This is a genomic window from Enterococcus sp. JM9B (genome assembly GCF_009933265.1).
Taxonomy (GTDB): Bacteria; Bacillota; Bacilli; order Lactobacillales; family Enterococcaceae; genus Enterococcus_C; species Enterococcus_C songbeiensis.
The window spans coordinates 16,799-31,089 of record NZ_MAEK01000032.1; the positions used below are offsets into that span (position 1 = coordinate 16,799).

Sequence of the window (14,291 nt, forward strand, 5' to 3'; positions counted from 1 at the left end):
GTAGACGCTCATTTTGAGGGCCTTTGCAAGAATCACTGAGGTAAAAGGAGGATATTTGTATGCCATGGAACATGAAAGATTATCCAGTATCTATGAAAAATTTGAATCATTTGGTCCGAAAAAAAGCGATTGACATCGGAAATGCGCTTTTGACCGATGGCTATCCTGAAGACCGAGCGATCCCGATTGCCATTAGTCAAGCAAAAAAATGGGTAGAAGATGCGGACGAAAGTGAAAAACGTCAATTTAAAGAAGCAGAAAATCCGCAAAAAGGGGATTTTCATGAGAAAGATCGAAATGCGGAGGAATTGTTGTCGGCAGATGTTTTAGTCCAATTTTCTGAAGATCAGTGGCAGGTGATTTCAGAAGGTGCGGAGCGGGCAAGTGATCGCTTTGATACAAAGGATGAAGCAGTGAAGCGAGCAAAGAAAATTGCCGAAAACAAAGGAACTGCGGTCAAAATCTACAAAAAAGATGGTACATTGCAAAAATAAAAAAGGAGACATTTTCGTCTCCTTTTAATTTGCAATGAACTATTAATTTTGAAAAGCAACGCCAAGCGATTTATCGAGAGGATGACCCAGCAAATGGAGCCGTTTGTCGATTCGGCGGATAACACCGTCAAAGTCTTCGGTTGCTAATAAACTACGACGAGCAAGTAGGAGAACCGTACGTTCTTTGCTTGTTCGTTTTTCTTGTCGATAGATATTTGCCAAGCGTTCCACATACTCGTAATGGGTATAGTTGGTTCGAGCAACTAGAAAGGTCAGTAAATCTTCTGCTTTTTCAAACTCTTTCTGACCATAATAATTCAAGGCTTCCCGATAAAGACGAATTTCAAAATTTTCAATTTCTTTTTCCTGTTCTTTTCGTCTGCGCCATTCATTAATAGAAATCTTTTCAGCAATTTGACCATACTGATTATAGACAAAAATAACCGGAATATCATTTAAATTTTCAGGTTCTGTCTTTAAATTTTTCATCGAAGCCACCTCCACATCTATCCATCACTGTTGTTATGTAGAGTATACGTGATTTCATCTGAAAAAACCATCACTTCCGCAAGAATTCAAGAAAAAATGAAAAAATCTTTAGTTCTTTTTAAGCTGAAAGTAGGCAATAATCTCTGAAATTGCCAAAACGATTAAAACAGCTCCGAAAATCTGGAACAAGACGAGAACACTGCCAAAAGGATTGAAGACCAATACCCCACCGACAATGATCATCGCAAGACTAAATAAAAACCAACCTAACGAAGAGATTCCTTGTTTTCGCAGATTCAATTCTTGCACCAATTGGCGAATCCCACTTAGTAAGACCAAAAGTCCCAAGAAGAATGGGATAATCGAAATGATGAGTTTGGCAAAAATCAAGACGATGGCAGCGACGACTAAAAATAGAATCCCAATCGTCATTTCAGAGCCATAATACCCGGTTGCTTTTTTCTCCCGCCAGGCAGAAATCAAATTCACAATGCTGAGAAAAACAAAATAAGCAGCTACAATGTAGACGATGACATTGAAAAAAGGTCTAGGCTGCAGCAAAATCAGTATACCAACGAGAGCATAAAAGACCGCACGAAGCAGTTGGTATTTTTGTAATTTTTTTATAAACGAATCCATGAAAAAACCTCCATCTCATTTTTCCTTATTGTAACGAAATTTTCTGAAAATGGAAAATTAAATGAATGGAAGATAGGAAAAGAAGAGAAATTATTTTGGTCCCTTTGTTTTTGTGTTAAGATGGAACTGCAAATGAAAGAATGGAGCAGGCTATGGATTTATTTACACTACTATTAATCATCTTTGTTTTTGTTTTGTTTTTCTTTTTATTGATTATACAAAAAGAATTGGTTTTTCGCGCCAAAAAAAGAAAAGGCAGTTGGATCATCATTCCTCTGGCAACGATTTTTGTTTTATGGGGAACGTTTGGGCAACCTGCCACGTTGGATGAAAGTATCCGTGGTATTTTATCCGGGTTGATTGTTTTGAGTTTTCTATTGGATGGTCGTGGTTTGACCGAAGAACGTATTTTAGTCAATCCAATGGACAAACGGGGCATTCCTTTTGCGGAAATTGATCGGATTGTTTTGTATCAGCAGGAAAATATTGTTAAAATGAATTTCTTTCGCCGTGGGATGCGAGGACCTTTACTAAAATTTTCGGCACCCATACAAGAAATCGTTTTATTTTTATCCGATCATCTGAAAGAAGGAACACCGATCGATATTTTGATCGATCATGAGGAAGAAAAATAAACAAAGAAAGAGCAGCGCCTGAAGGTGCTGCTCTTTCTTTGTAAAAAGGAATTAACGGAATACGCGGAAACGTTCTTCGTCATCCAAGTAATCTTTTTCACCAGCATCTGCTTCTTTTGAACCAAATACTAATTGTGAACGTAATTGCCAGTTGCCTGGAATGTTCCATTCTTTTGCAACGGCTTCATCAATAACTGGGTTGTAATGTTGTAGGTTTGCGCCTAAGCCGGCTTCTTCCAAAGCCACCCATGTATTTGCTGTAGCAATTCCGTTTGATTGTTCTGCCCAATCTGGGAAGTTGTCTGCATACAATGCGAATTGTTCTTGTAGATTTTTTACAGTATCTGTGTTTTTGAAGAATAAAACAGTACCTAAACCAGCTTTAAAGCCAGCTAATTTTTGTTGTGTGTTTGGGAAGGCTTCTGCTGGTGTCAATGGTTTTAATGCAGCTTCTGTTAATTCCCATAATTTTTCGTGTGCTTCACCAAAAAGGATAACTACACGTGGTGATTGTGCGTTAAAAGCTGTTGGGCTTTGTTTAACGACGTCTTTTACCAAGTCTTCGATTTCAGTTTCTGTTAGAGAAACGTTGCGTCCTAATGCGTAGATTGAACGGCGATTTTTTAATGCGTCTAAGAAGTTTGTCATAAGAATTATTCCACCTTTTTTTCTTTTAAATTTATCTTACGAGTGCTAGTATACATACTTACAATTAGTTAGTAAACTATTTTGCTCGGAAAAAGAGAAATTATTTTTTTAGGTGGGTGTTGATGTTGATAAATTTGACTTCTACGTATTCTTCTACGCCGTATTTTCCGTTCTCTCGACCAAAACCGGAATGTTTTACGCCGCCAAATGGTACGGCTGCGTTAGATATGGCCATTTCATTGACACCCACGATGCCATAATCCAGAGAAGAAGCAGTTTGGGAAATCGTTTGTAGATTATTGGAAAAGAAGTAAGAGGCTAAGCCAAATTCCGTATCATTGGCAGCGGCGATCACGGCTTCAGTTTCCGTAAAGCCAATGAGAGGGATGACTGGGCCAAAAGTCTCTTCATAATAAATGTTCATCTCGTTAGTAATACCGTCGATAATCGTCGGTTCAAAAAAGAGGCCGTCTCTATATTCACCATCTGTTAAACGATTTCCACCATAAAGAATCGTTGCCCCTTTTTGAGTGGCGTCGGACAATTGGTTTTGGATTTTCTCAATAGCAGATTCGTTGATTAATGGACCAATATCGGGATCGTCTAAACCATTGCCCACTTTCACATCAGAAATTTTTTTAAGTAGCTGTTCTACAAAATCATCTTTAATTTTTTCATGTAAAAAAATTCGATTAGGAGCAGTGCAAACTTGCCCGTTATTTCGAAATTTCGCTGCCAGCAAACTTTCAACAGCTAAAGAGAGATCTGCATCTTGAAAAACAATAAAAGGCGCGTGTCCTCCTAATTCCAAAGAAACATGTTTTAAAGTCGGCGCGGATTGTTCATAAAGCAATTGACCAACTTTCGTCGAACCGGTAAAAGTCAATTTTTTAACATCATTGCTTTCCGTCAAAACTTTTCCAATTGTTTTTGAACTCCCTAAAACAATATTGACCACTCCTTTTGGTAAGCCGGCACGATCAAAAATATCAACCAGTGCCAAGGCAGAAAGGGGTGTTTCCTTGGAAGGTTTCATTACAAGTGTGCAACCAACAGCGAGAGCAGGAGCAATTTTTCTCGCAATCATATTTGACGGAAAATTCCAAGGAGTGATTGCTGCAACTACCCCGATTGGCTGCTTGCGAATCAGCCAATGATGATCCATTGGTGAGGGAATGATTTCTCCGTAAATACGTTGACCTTCTGCCGCATTCCAGCGGAAATTTTCAATATCGGTTTGGATTTCGCTGCGGGCTTCCTTTAATGGTTTTCCTTGTTCAAGCGTCATAATCAAGGCTAAACGTTCGGCTTCTTCTTCAATCAAATCCGCAATTTGATTCATTATGTTAGCACGTTCAAGAGGATCATGTTTTGACCAAAGGGGAAAAGCAGCCTTTGCAGCGGCGATAGCTGTCAAAGTTTCTTCTTCAGCTCCTTGACTTACTTCGGTGATAACTTCACCAGTGGCGGGATTTTTGATAGGAGCAGTGGGTTGGCTGCCATCGATCCAATTACCATCGATGTAAAGTTGCGTTGGGACATGGGTCAGTTTTGGGCTCATTTTGTATCATCCTTTCGCTGTTCGTTATAAGAAAACGGTAACACGTATTTTTATTTTTCACAATTTATATGATGAGGGAGGATTTTTTTTGAATTTTTCTTTAAAAGTAGGTTTCGCTTTTTGGTTTTGAAATAAATGTGGTACACTGAGCATATCAATTTTGGAGGAATGTCAGTTGAAGAAAAATGAATGGTTACGATCGATTCTCTTCTTTTTAGGGGTAGCATTGATTTTAATTTTATTAAGAAGCTTTGTGTTTACACCAGTGATGGTTAAAGGGGATTCAATGGATCCGACTTTACAGGACGGCGAACATGTCATTGCCTTAAAGAATACCGAAATTAAACGCTTTGATATCGTTACCTTCCCCGCACCAGATGAAGCAGGAAAAAATTATATCAAACGGGTGATTGGATTGCCTGGTGACAGTGTTTCCTATAAGGATGACCAATTGTATATCAACGGAAAAAAATATGAAGAAGACTATCTGCAAGAGTACAAAGACAAATTGACAGATGGGGCTCCATTGACGAATGATTTTACTATGTTGGATTATTTTTCTTCTGAAACCATTCCAGATGGTAAAATACTTGTGTTGGGGGATAATCGACGGATTTCAAAAGACAGTCGGATGATTGGTTTGATTGATGAGGATGCGATTTTAGGCGATGTAAAATTTATTTTCTGGCCTTTGAATGAAATCGGTACAGTGAAACATTAAGAACTCTTAGCGGGGTTCTTTTTTTTACGAAAATTTCTAAAAACCTGTTGCTTTTTTAGGGTCAAAGCCGAAATTTTCGGCTTTTTTTTGTTATACTGAACATATGTTCCAGAAAAAGGAGGCGCGAAGATGTCTTTACAATTTTTACTTGGCGATGGCGGCAAAAATCATGCGCAAGCCTATTTAGAAAAAGCACAGCAATGGTTGATAGAAGATTCAGAGAATCAAGTTTTTTTCCTGGTTCCTAATTACAATAAATTTGAACAAGAACATGAAATTTTATCTGGACTTAAACATGGAGAAAATTTCAGTACAATCCGCACACAGGTATTCAGCTTTCATCGGTTAGCCTGGTACTTCTTGCAACAAACCGGATTGTTATCAAAAAATGTTATTTCCGAAGTCGGCAGCGCGATGATTATGCGTCGAGTTTTGCAAGACTTAGCAGAACAATTAACGGTTTATCGGGGAGAAGTTTCTAAAGAGGGATTTATCCAACAATTACTTGACTTGTTTTTAGAATTACAAATGGGAAATATTTCCCCAGAAGATTTGCAGATTCAATTACAGTCAGAAAAAACAAATGAAGCAGATCAGCAATTGAAATTTAAAGATTTAATGTTGATTTATCGTGCATATCAAAATGAATTGCAGGAACGTGAGCTGCAGGTGGAAAACCCTATTGCAACATTGACTCGCTTTCTTACAGAAGACCAAGACTGTTTTTCCGTGATGCCGAATTTGTCTAAAACGTTATTCATCGTGACTGGTTTTTCAGGTTTTAGCGGACAGGAGCTGCTTTTATTAGATACGCTGATGCAAAAAGGCTCTCTTTTTGTTTCTTTGCTTTTAGATCGAGGGTATCCGGTTGAGGCGCCCTCTCCTTTAAATCTTTTTCGGGAAGCCGGAACCACCTATTTTCAACTAAAATCGTTTGCCTCAGCCAACAATGTGGCAGTGGCATTTGACGAAAAGGCGCCGGACAAGTCGGCTACGTGTTTGACAGAGGTTGAACGATTGTGGCGGCAAACCCAAAATCAGGAAAAGTTTGAAGCCAATTTGCCCGCAGATGATTGTCTGCAGATTTGGAAGGCGGTCAACCCAGAAGAAGAAATTCGTCAAATTGGCGTGGAGATTCGAAAATTGGTTGCGGAAAATCCGCAGATTCGATACAAAGATATCCAGTTATTAACCGCAGAGCCGGATCTTTATGGACAGTTGATTCCTTCAATTTTTAAGGAACTCGATTTACCTTTTTATCTTGACCGTGATTGGTATATGGCACAGCATCCGCTAGTAGAATTTTTGCAGTCATTATTTGCGATCCAGCGATACAATTACCGATTACAGGATATTTTACGCTTGTTGAAGACGGGGCTTTTTTTGCCTCACGATCTTGAAGAAAACCAGCCAGAGTGGCAACAGGCACAAACCCTATTTCGTGATTACATTGATCAAACTGAAAATGTGGCGTTGGAAAATAATTTTCAAGGAACCTATTGGACACGTTCTGAAGACTGGCAGGTAATTCATTACGACTACGATCAAAATGAATTGGAAGAAACGAAGGAACTAACGCGGATGACCAACTTTGTCCGCCGGCAATTTAGTCAACAGATTGCTGTCTTTTTACAGGAATTAAAAGTCAGTGAAACCGGTGCAGAAGCGGTCAAAAAGCTGTATCAGTTTTTAGTGACAGCAGGAGTTGAACAACAACTGCTTCATTGGCGGGATCAAGATATTGCCGAAGGACACCTTGATTTAGCTCGAAATCATGAACAAACGTGGCAGGCACTGATGGATCTGATGGATGATTATTTGCAGATTTATGGGGAAGATACCTTTGATTTTACTGTTTTCCAAACAATCTTTTCTACTGGTTTAGAAAATGCCACTTACGGAAAAATTCCGACAGCAATCGATCAAGTTCGAATCAACCGTTTGCAGTTGGCTCGACCAAATCAAGCCAAAATCACTTTTGCGGTGGGATTGAACGAGCAAACTTTTCCTCGGACGATGGAAGATCATAGCCTGCTGACAAGTGAAGACCGTCAACGTCTGAATGAACAATTTGGTGAACAACAGTTTTTACGGGACGCAGTAGCAGATTCTCTTTCAAACGCACCATTGGAAGCCTACCACGTTTTTCTATCCGGGACAGAACGCTTGTATTTGAGCTATGCTGCCAATTACGATACACAACAGAATTTGCAGCTTTCGCCGTATGTCAAACGCTTGGTTACTTATTTGGGTATTTCAGTTATTGAGAAAAATCCTCTGACTACCCAAAGCAAAGCAGAGCATTTTGTCAGCACCTATCGAAACCTTGTCAGTCAGTTGAACGATCTTTATCGACAAGCTGCGGATGAAAAAAAGACCCTGCCGCCAGTTTGGCTTGGTTTGGAAAAACTGCTGATGGCTTCTCCGATTGCCGAGTTTGCTCATAAAGTGTTTGAAAGTCGCACCCATCAAAATGTTCCCGTCAGTCTTTCTCCTGAGTTAGCAGAAAAATTATATGGTCAGGACATTTATACTTCGATTTCACGAATGGAAAGTTTTTATAACTGTGAATACAAATATTTTGCAAACTTTGGCTTACGATTGAAAGAACGACGCATCTATGGCTTAAATCCGATTATGACCGGAGAATTTTTCCATGATTCGCTGGATCAATTTTTGACGGCTCTGATTGAAAAAGGAACACCACTGCAAGAAATGGATGACCAGCAACGGGAGCAATTCATTGAAGAAATATTGGTACGAATTTTTGGTGAGCCGCGGTTCCAAGTATTGAACAGCTCTGCACGTTTAAACTATATTCGTTATCAACTAGGAAAAACAATCAAAAAAGTGACTTGGGCATTGCAAAGACAAAGCCAAAGATCAGATCTTTCCCCGATTCAAACAGAGGTTTTATTTGGTCAAATTGCTAGTCAGAAGGGAATCTCTGGTTTGGAGTTGCCGCTGACTACTGGTGGAAAGCTTCATGTTCGTGGAAAAATTGATCGGGTTGATACTGCAACGAACGGTACGGATACTTGGTTATCAGTCGTTGATTACAAGTCAAGTCATCGACAATTTGATGTTGTGGATGCTTATTACGGCTTAGCAATGCAGTTGGTTACTTATTTGGATGTGGCATTGACCGATGCCGTCCAGCTAGTGGGTACTGATGTTGTCAAACCCGGCGGAGCGTATTATATGCATGTGTACAATCCTGTGTTGAAACCAGAGGAAAGCGATGAAAATGCTCAGTTGAAAAAGTACCAGTTTGACGGTTTATTTGTGGATGATCCTCGCTTATTCGAAAGACTTGACCAATCGTTAGCGCCAAAAGAAAATTCGGCGGTCTTTCCTTTGAAGATGGATAAAGAAGGACAGCTTCAGAAACCAACGAAAAATTCACCGAAGTTCTATACGGAAGACGAGTTACGAATTCTGATGCAGCATAATCGCACTCAAATGCAGCAAGCGGGTGAAAAAATTGTTTCTGGCGATATCGGGTTAAACCCAGCCTATAAGGGCAAAGAACGGATTGCCTGTCAATTTTGCCCATTTCGAAGCGTGTGTGAGTTTGATGTCATGCTGCCGGAAAATAATTACCATCGATTGGAAAAATTATCAAAAGAAGACGTGTTGAAGCGAATGATGGAGGAAGAAAATGACTGATATCCCTTTAAAACCCCAAAATGAAAAGTTTACCGATCGTCAATGGCAGGCGATTTTTGATAAAGGGGACAATTTGCTGGTTTCAGCTTCTGCCGGATCAGGAAAAACGACGGTATTGGTTCGCCGGGTCATTGAAAAACTGAAAAGTGGCAGCAACATCGACGAATTATTGATTGTTACTTTTACCGAAGCAGCTGCACGGGAAATGAAAGAACGAATCCAAGAAGCACTGCAATTGGCGGTCAATCAGGAATCTAACGAAAAAAGACGACAACATTTTACGAAGCAGCTGGTTTTACTGCCAACAGCGAACATTTCCACTCTGCATTCTTTTTGTTTAACAATCATTCGCCGCTTTTATTTTTTGATTGATCTTGATCCGGTATTTCGAATGTTGACCGATGAAACCGAGATTTTATTGTTAAAAGAAGAAGTCTGGGGTGAACTGCGGGAGGAAAAATATGAAGCGAAAGAAGAAGTTTTCTTCCAATTGACGGAAAATTTTTCCGGTGACCGTTCGGATGAAGGCTTGACGGATTTGATTATGTCTCTTTACACTTTCGCTCGGGCAAATCCTGATCCAAAGGCTTGGTTAGCGAGTCTGAAAAAAAATTATGAAGCAACAGATGGTTTAGAGAAAAATCCTCTGTACCAATCCCAAATCAAACCCTTATTGATTAATGCGCTTCAGATGTCGTTGGAACATTACCAGCAGGCATTTCGTTTATCGGAATTTGATCCTGCGTTTGAAAAAATTCATGGATTTATTGCTCACGAACAAAATCAAGCCCAACGACTTTATGATGCGGTAGTAGCCGATAATTTAGCGACAGCTTACAGCCAAGTTGAAGGGTTTGATTTAAAGCAACGCTATCCCGGCTTGCGAAAAGCAGAATACAAAGCCCTCTCCGATGAAATCGGCGAACTGCGAAAGACTGCCCGCAGTTATTTAGAGACGGGCATCAATGAGGCGTTACCATATTCTCCCCAACGAATGACCGAATTGATGGAAAAATCGCTGCCCCTTGTCGAAAAAATGGCGGAGCTGACAGCAGAGTTTATTGACCGATATCAACAACGAAAACAAGATAAAGGTGTTTTGGATTTCAATGATCTGGAACATTTTGCTTTGCAGATTCTACAAGGAAATAATGGAGCTGGAAGTGAAGCGGCGACTTATTACCGCACAAAGTTTGAAGAAGTTTTAGTAGATGAGTATCAGGATGTCAACCGATTGCAGGAAGCACTTTTATTCTGGGTTCGCCAAGAGGAGTCACCTGGAAATATGTTTATGGTAGGGGATGTCAAGCAATCAATCTATGCCTTTCGCTTGGCTGATCCGACATTATTTATCGAAAAATATTTGTCTTTTGGTCAAGAAAAAGGAGGACGTCGGATTGTCCTTGCAGAAAATTTTCGTTCTCGCCAAGAGGTTCTCGCCTTTACCAATCTGGTTTTTCAACAATTGATGGATGAACGGGTAGGGCAGATTCCTTACGATGAAGCCGCAGCGCTGATTCCAGGTTTTCCTGCGTTTCCTGAGAGTGATCAATTCCATACAGAGCTGTTGATTTACGAAAAGGCGGTAGAAGAAGACTCGGAAGTTGTTGAAAGCAAAACAGAAGGTGAACTTTATGTGACAGCGCTGAAAATTCGTGAGCTGATCGATCAGAAATTTGAGATTTTTGATAAAAAAATCGGCAGCAATCGACCGGTTGATTATCGCGACATTGTTTTATTGACACCGACGAAGAAAAATAATTTAGATATTTTAGATGTGTTCAAGAAATTTGCGATTCCCTTGGAAGTAAATGACGCTCAAAATTATTTTCAAGCAACCGAGATTAAAACCATGATCAGTTTGTTGCAGATTATTGACAATCCTTACAATGATATTCCGTTGGCGGCAGTATTACGTTCGCCAATCGTTGGACTGCAAGAAGATGAATTAGCATTGATTCGTTTGGCGAATACGACGGCAGATTTTTATCAAGCACTGCTGGAATTTACGGAAGTAATTGAAACGCCGTTGCAGGAGAAAGTTGTCGCTTTTCTTGAAACATTTGCTCGCTGGCGAGATCATTCGAAGAAACTGGCAATTCCAGAATTACTCTGGGAAATTTATGAAGAATCGGCTTATCCGGACTATGTATTAGGACTTCCGGCTGGACAACAGCGGTACGCAAATCTGATTGCTCTGGTAGATCGTGCACAAAGCTATGAACGTAGTAGCTTTCGTGGCTTGTACCAATTTATTCGTTTCATCGAGAAAATGCAGGAAAAGGACAAAGATTTGGCTGAGCCTCTTGCAATGCCGGTTGAAAATGCTGTTCGAGTCATGACGATTCATGCCAGCAAAGGGCTGGAATTTCCGATTGTTTTCTTACTGGATATGTCAAAAAATTTCAATAATCAAGATTTCACCCGTGACTATATTTTTGAAGAAAGATTAGGTGCGGGGATTCAATACATTGATCCTGATCGGCGGGTTCGCTATGAGACCATGCCTTATCAGGCGATTCAGCAATTACGATTGAAAAAAGCGTTTTCGGAGGAAATGCGAAAACTTTATGTTGCGTTAACTCGAGCAGAGCAAAAATTATTCTTAGTGGGTTCCTATAAAGATCGAACCGATGCCTTGAAAAAATGGCGTGAAGCATTGTCCCAAAAAGAATTGGTTCTGAATCCTGTTTTGCGGATGAAAAAAACGAATATTTTGCTAAACTGGGTGGGAATGAGTTTAATGCGCCATCCGGAGATGGAAACAATTTTTTCCGAGGCTAGTGAACGCCAATTTACAGTATCCTCAGACGCTCATTTTAAAATTCAATGGTGGAATCAAGAGCAAATTTCTACAGCCCTTCAAACGATTGAAGAAAAACCGACATTGATTTTAGCAAGCGCAAGCAGTGAGGAAGGCGTGCTTCCAAAACTGCAACAGCGCTTAGAATACCAGTATCCTTTCGAAAAGGCTCCGATGACGACAAGCTATCAATCTGTATCGGAAATCAAACGAATTTTTGATGATCCCGATAACTTGGATGATGCCCGCTTAACTTGGCAAAGTACTCAGGAAAAAGCTGTTTTTCAACAGTATCGTTATACTGAAGAACGACTCTCCCGCCCGCAGTTCATTGAACAGACAGCAACGGATGCCGCTAGTGTCGGAACTGCAACCCACACAACGATGCAGATGTTGCCGTTAACCCAAAAACCAACTGCTGAAAGTATCGAAGACTTTATCCAACAGTTAGTTTCTTGTGGAACACTGGATATTACAGTGGCGAAAAAAATTGATCGAGAAAGTTTACTGTGGTTTTTTGGTACCCCATTAGGGGAGCAACTGCTTGCCAATTCGGGAAAAGTGAAACGAGAACAACCTTTTGCGATGTTGAAGAATGCTGAACAAATTTTTGTTGACTATGACGAAGTAAAAGATGAATTACTGATTCACGGAATTATTGATGGGTTCATTGAATTTGAAGATCATCTAATTTTATATGATTTTAAAACCGACCACATTATCAATGGTGATACCGATTCATTAGCAGCAAAATATCGAGGGCAATTAAAACTGTATCGTGAAGCATTGGAAGAAGCGTATAATAAACCGGTAACCGAAACCTATCTTGTTTTACTTTCGGGAAAACAATTGCTGACACTTAATTAATCGAGAAACTTGTTCACTTACAAATTGTAAGAGATGTGGTATACTCATAGCGAGGTGACGAAAGATGGAACAAGTAAAAGCAGCAGAATTTTCACTCTGTCCCAAGTTCGAAAAGGCATTCTCGATTTTAGGAAAAAAATGGAATGGTCTGATTATCGATGTTTTGATTGAAGACGGCTCCCAACGTTTTGTTGAATTGGCAAAAAAAATTCCTGAGGTGAGTGATCGTGTCTTAGTGGAACGTTTGCGGGAATTGGAACGAGAAGGAATTATCGCAAAAGAAGAAAATCTTTATACGTTGACAGAAAAAGGAACTGATTTTGAAAAAAGTCTTATTTCAGTGAAAAATTGGAGCGAGAAATGGATTACTCCTGAAGAATGCAGTTGATTTTATGTGAAAAGTTTTGTACACTGAATACATTCAAATAGTTAAAATAGCTTTGACGGAAAAGAGTAATTTGGCTGAACTTGAAAAGGGAACCCTGTCGCAGACTGAAAGCAGGGGCATTGTTCGAAAAATGAAGTTCACTTCCTGAGCTAGTCTGAGCTTACCCTCAGACCGGTCATCACAACCGTTAATCAAATCAAGTGCGTGATGTTGTCACGAAAATAGGATGGTAACGCGAGACCTCGTTCCTTTATGGAATGGGGTCTCTTTTTGTGCGACAAAATAAGGAGATTTTCCTTAAGAAAATTTCTTAACAAAATAGGAGGAAAAGAAATGTCTTTACAGGAACAACTGGAAGCATTGAAGCATGAAACGCTTAATAAAATCAATGAAGCAATCGATTTGAATTTATTAAATCAAATTCGTGTGGAAACATTAGGAAAAAAAGGACCAATCACAGAAGTCTTACGAGGAATGAAGGACCTGTCTGCGGAAGAACGACCAAAAGTCGGCAGCTTTGCGAATGAGATTCGTGACTTATTGACGCAAAAAATCGAAGAAAAAAAAGCAGAACTGGAACAAGCAGCCATGAACCAAGCGTTAGTCAAGGAAAGTATTGACGTGACGCTACCGGGAAAACCTGTTAAACAAGGCGATCGTCATGTATTGACCCAAATTATGGAAGAAATTGAAGATATTTTCGTCGGTATGGGTTATCAAATCATTGAAGGGTATGAAGTTGAATCAGATCATTACAACTTTGAACGAATGAATTTGCCAAAAGATCATCCGGCACGGGATATGCAAGATACTTTTTATATTTCAGAAGATATTTTGATTCGGACCCATACGTCTCCGGTTCAAGCACGAGTAATGGAATCCCATGATTTTTCAAAAGGTCCGTTACGAATGATCTCACCGGGGAAAGTTTTCCGTAGAGATACAGATGACGCGACTCACAGCCATCAATTCCACCAAATTGAAGGATTGGTCGTAGATAAAAACGTAACAATGGCAGATTTAAAAGGTACATTGGAAGTCATGATGAAGAAAATGTTTGGTGAAGAACGTGAAATTCGTCTACGTCCAAGTTATTTTCCGTTTACGGAACCTTCTGTTGAAGTGGATGTTAGCTGCTTCAAGTGCGGCGGTGCTGGATGTAACGTCTGCAAGTACACTGGCTGGATTGAAATTTTAGGCGCCGGCATGGTTCATCCAAATGTATTAAAAATGTCAGGCATCGATCCGGAAGAATACAGCGGGTTTGCTTTTGGATTAGGACCAGATCGAGTAGCAATGCTACGATATGGCGTCAATGATATCCGGAATTTTTATCAAAATGATCTACGCTTTTTAAGTCAATTCAAGGGGGAATAA

General features: G+C 39.8%; 11 protein-coding genes. 7 read left to right on the top strand and 4 right to left on the bottom strand.

The features are described from left to right. Window positions 1–59: 59 nt before the first annotated feature. On the top strand, window positions 60–494 hold the full coding sequence (locus BAU16_RS10480; protein ID WP_137605147.1) for a DUF2188 domain-containing protein: 435 nt from the start codon (window positions 60–62) through the stop codon (window positions 492–494). Between the two features lie 42 nt (window positions 495–536). Here BAU16_RS10480 and BAU16_RS10485 read toward each other — a convergent pair whose 3' ends face one another. Both BAU16_RS10485 and BAU16_RS10490 read right to left on the bottom strand, forming a co-directional pair. Then, window positions 537–983 carry a hypothetical protein gene (locus BAU16_RS10485; protein ID WP_137605148.1) on the bottom strand — a complete coding sequence of 149 codons (447 nt, stop codon included), beginning with the start codon at window positions 981–983 and terminating at the stop codon, window positions 537–539. Window positions 984–1,091: 108 nt separating this feature from the next. Then, the gene (locus BAU16_RS10490) at window positions 1,092–1,622 is read right to left on the bottom strand and encodes an HdeD family acid-resistance protein (protein ID WP_137605149.1); all 531 of its coding nucleotides are present in this window, start codon (window positions 1,620–1,622) and stop codon (window positions 1,092–1,094) included. Between the two features lie 152 nt (window positions 1,623–1,774). Here BAU16_RS10490 and BAU16_RS10495 point away from each other — a divergent pair, with 152 nt between their 5' ends. After that, a complete protein-coding gene (locus BAU16_RS10495) occupies window positions 1,775–2,257 on the top strand; it encodes a hypothetical protein (protein ID WP_048605162.1) in 483 nt (160 codons plus the stop codon). Between the two features lie 51 nt (window positions 2,258–2,308). On the opposite strand, the gene BAU16_RS10500 is transcribed toward BAU16_RS10495, so the two are convergent. Further along, window positions 2,309–2,905, bottom strand: coding sequence for a nitroreductase family protein (locus BAU16_RS10500; RefSeq protein ID WP_048605163.1), 597 nt, complete (start codon window positions 2,903–2,905; stop codon window positions 2,309–2,311). Between the two features lie 100 nt (window positions 2,906–3,005). Continuing rightward, a complete protein-coding gene (locus BAU16_RS10505; protein ID WP_161527034.1) occupies window positions 3,006–4,466 on the bottom strand; it encodes an NAD-dependent succinate-semialdehyde dehydrogenase in 1,461 nt (486 codons plus the stop codon). 175 nt (window positions 4,467–4,641) lie between these two features. On the opposite strand from BAU16_RS10505, the gene lepB reads away from it, so the two are divergent. The 5 genes from lepB to pheS all read left to right on the top strand — a co-directional run bounded on the left by lepB (window position 4,642) and on the right by pheS (window position 14,291). Next, window positions 4,642–5,187 (top strand): signal peptidase I, encoded by a 546-nt coding sequence (lepB, locus tag BAU16_RS10510; protein WP_137605151.1) that lies wholly within the window; start codon window positions 4,642–4,644, stop codon window positions 5,185–5,187. A gap of 129 nt (window positions 5,188–5,316) precedes the next feature. After that, a complete protein-coding gene (locus BAU16_RS10515; RefSeq protein ID WP_137605152.1) occupies window positions 5,317–8,856 on the top strand; it encodes a PD-(D/E)XK nuclease family protein in 3,540 nt (1,179 codons plus the stop codon). Continuing rightward, a complete protein-coding gene (addA, locus tag BAU16_RS10520) occupies window positions 8,849–12,526 on the top strand; it encodes a helicase-exonuclease AddAB subunit AddA (protein ID WP_161527035.1) in 3,678 nt (1,225 codons plus the stop codon). Before BAU16_RS10515 ends, addA begins: the two co-directional genes overlap by 8 nt. Before the next feature lie 64 nt (window positions 12,527–12,590). Further along, window positions 12,591–12,914 carry a winged helix-turn-helix transcriptional regulator gene (locus BAU16_RS10525; protein WP_048605168.1) on the top strand — a complete coding sequence of 108 codons (324 nt, stop codon included), beginning with the start codon at window positions 12,591–12,593 and terminating at the stop codon, window positions 12,912–12,914. Between the two features lie 333 nt (window positions 12,915–13,247). Further along, window positions 13,248–14,291, top strand: coding sequence for a phenylalanine--tRNA ligase subunit alpha (gene pheS / locus BAU16_RS10530; RefSeq protein ID WP_048605169.1), 1,044 nt, complete (start codon window positions 13,248–13,250; stop codon window positions 14,289–14,291).

What these genes read in the sequence shown, in the direction of transcription:
- BAU16_RS10525 (WP_048605168.1), top strand. Translation starts at nt 12,591, where the DNA reads ATGGAACAAGTAAAAGCAGCAGAATTTTCACTCTGTCCCAAGTTCGAA.
- BAU16_RS10495 (WP_048605162.1), top strand. Translation starts at nt 1,775, where the DNA reads ATGGATTTATTTACACTACTATTAATCATCTTTGTTTTTGTTTTGTTT.
- addA (WP_161527035.1), top strand. Translation starts at nt 8,849, where the DNA reads ATGACTGATATCCCTTTAAAACCCCAAAATGAAAAGTTTACCGATCGT.
- pheS (WP_048605169.1), top strand. Translation starts at nt 13,248, where the DNA reads ATGTCTTTACAGGAACAACTGGAAGCATTGAAGCATGAAACGCTTAAT.
- BAU16_RS10480 (WP_137605147.1), top strand. Translation starts at nt 60, where the DNA reads ATGCCATGGAACATGAAAGATTATCCAGTATCTATGAAAAATTTGAAT.
- BAU16_RS10500 (WP_048605163.1), bottom strand. Translation starts at nt 2,905, where the DNA reads ATGACAAACTTCTTAGACGCATTAAAAAATCGCCGTTCAATCTACGCA.
- BAU16_RS10505 (WP_161527034.1), bottom strand. Translation starts at nt 4,466, where the DNA reads ATGAGCCCAAAACTGACCCATGTCCCAACGCAACTTTACATCGATGGT.
- BAU16_RS10490 (WP_137605149.1), bottom strand. Translation starts at nt 1,622, where the DNA reads ATGGATTCGTTTATAAAAAAATTACAAAAATACCAACTGCTTCGTGCG.
- BAU16_RS10485 (WP_137605148.1), bottom strand. Translation starts at nt 983, where the DNA reads ATGAAAAATTTAAAGACAGAACCTGAAAATTTAAATGATATTCCGGTT.
- BAU16_RS10515 (WP_137605152.1), top strand. Translation starts at nt 5,317, where the DNA reads ATGTCTTTACAATTTTTACTTGGCGATGGCGGCAAAAATCATGCGCAA.